The sequence below is a fragment of the Photorhabdus hindustanensis genome (assembly GCF_002968995.1).
Taxonomy (GTDB): Bacteria; Pseudomonadota; Gammaproteobacteria; order Enterobacterales; family Enterobacteriaceae; genus Photorhabdus; species Photorhabdus akhurstii.
In genome coordinates this window covers 1-1,538 of sequence record NZ_PUWT01000116.1, presented here as the reverse complement: position 1 = coordinate 1,538, position 1,538 = coordinate 1, and the positions used below count along the sequence as shown (strand labels likewise).

Sequence of the window (1,538 nt, the reverse complement as noted above, 5' to 3'; positions counted from 1 at the left end):
GCCAGCCATAGCCGGTATCCTCAAAGGCTCATTTCTAAACGGTTCGGTGTGGATTGCGCTGCGGTGCGCGGTGAAATACGGATATAAAAAAGCCTCGCAATCGCGGGGCTGTTACTGGCACTGAGTTTTGATGTAGTCCTGCAAGCCAAGAATCATTTGCTCTGCGATGGTAATGCTTTCCATTGTTCAGCAAGAGAAGCTGGCTCTGGATACTGCTTCTTGTCCTGCCAGTGATCTTCTATCGCTTCACTCATGCGTCGCATCCAGTCGGCCAGTTTTAAAGCAGCTTCTTTCTCCGATTCCAACTCAGGGAAATCAGTAAATTCCATTTTTGGGGTATATCTACCGAATCGGTCTTTTTCAATAACAAGAATTTGTTCAAGAATTGTTTTTGAATTTGTATGTGATACGTAGTATTTACTGAGTTGCGTTTTCTCTTCTCTGTTTTTTTCAAAGTAAATCAAGTCAACTTCCGTTTTCATTTCTTCACCTACTGACACTGGGTTCTAACATAATCCTGCAAGCCCTCTAGTTGTGCCTGCATCGTTGTTACTCTTTCGGTGAGAGTGAAATAATCCCTGACAACGGAGTCTTCCAGTCTGGGGCGGGCTGCATCATCCACGCCGGGGGTGGCAGTGGCTTCACTCTTTGGACATGTGGCTGCGATGCGCAACCGACGACGACCAGCGGCAACATCACCACGAAGAGCATCAATTTCAGATTTGGCATGAGCAAGTTCCTGCGTGTGAGTCTTGTCCAGCTCTGCGAGTTGCTGTATCCGCGTTTGCTGTTGAGTATTGATGTCGACTTGTTCATTGAGATCAGTCGTTAGTTTTTTATTTAAATCACTTGCTGCGTTTAACGATGTCATCAACCAACTAGACCAAGCAATGAGCCCGGCCATAATAACAAGTATTATCTTCTCGTAGGCTTTCATAACAATGACCACGCTTTCTCAAACGTTTCCTCTGAATAGGGTTGTTGATTAGCATTCTCCATCTTGATAATGCCCTCAGCTAAAGCGAACAGGGTTATCTTGTCTTGGGTAGATATCCGATCATTCGCAGAGACACCCACCTTCTTAGCCGCAAACTGAATATAATTTTCAGTGTGGTTCTCGTGTTGCGGTGCGTAACGATTGATAATCTCTTTGACTGTGTTCAGATTGTGCTTGCATTGGTAGTTTTGCAGTAGCTTGAACAGCGCTCGAATGCCATATTCAGGGACTTCAAACCGACAGAAACGCGATTCAATCTTTGGATCATAAGGTAACTGCCCCTTCCAGTCGTTGAAACGGTTATAGTCGATATTACCGGGATTGTTGTTTCGTATGCCTCTGGTCATTTGTCATCACCAATGCGTTTGTTAATGGCACGAATAGCCATTTCTCTGATTTTATCAACACCGATAAACCCTACAGCGCCGCCTATCATTGGAGATACCCCGGATGAAATTCCGAACGCTTCAATACCACTGGATATCGCCCATGACAGAACGCCACATAACAAACATTCAGCCCATTTGTTTTTACATTCCAC

The 1,538-nt window shown here is 44.9% G+C and carries 4 protein-coding genes; all 4 read right to left on the bottom strand.

Going from position 1 to position 1,538, the window contains the following annotated elements:
* Positions 1-152 precede the first annotated feature (152 nt).
* The gene (locus tag C6H66_RS24255) at positions 153-482 is read right to left on the bottom strand and encodes a hypothetical protein (RefSeq protein ID WP_105396993.1); all 330 of its coding nucleotides are present in this window, start codon (positions 480-482) and stop codon (positions 153-155) included.
* Between the two features lie 8 nt (positions 483-490).
* A complete protein-coding gene (locus C6H66_RS24250) occupies positions 491-937 on the bottom strand; it encodes a lysis protein (RefSeq protein WP_105396992.1) in 447 nt (148 codons plus the stop codon).
* On the bottom strand, positions 934-1,344 hold the full coding sequence (locus C6H66_RS24245) for a structural protein (protein WP_105396991.1): 411 nt from the start codon (positions 1,342-1,344) through the stop codon (positions 934-936). The genes C6H66_RS24250 and C6H66_RS24245 overlap by 4 nt, the downstream gene beginning before the upstream one ends.
* Positions 1,341-1,538: phage holin, lambda family (locus C6H66_RS24240; RefSeq protein ID WP_105396990.1), on the bottom strand; the 198-nt coding region annotated here is incomplete at its 5' end. The genes C6H66_RS24245 and C6H66_RS24240, both read right to left, overlap by 4 nt.

Coding starts and splice junctions, on each gene's coding strand:
- C6H66_RS24255 (WP_105396993.1), bottom strand. CDS start 482: ATGAAAACGGAAGTTGACTTGATTTACTTTGAAAAAAACAGAGAAGAG.
- C6H66_RS24250 (WP_105396992.1), bottom strand. CDS start 937: ATGAAAGCCTACGAGAAGATAATACTTGTTATTATGGCCGGGCTCATT.
- C6H66_RS24245 (WP_105396991.1), bottom strand. CDS start 1,344: ATGACCAGAGGCATACGAAACAACAATCCCGGTAATATCGACTATAAC.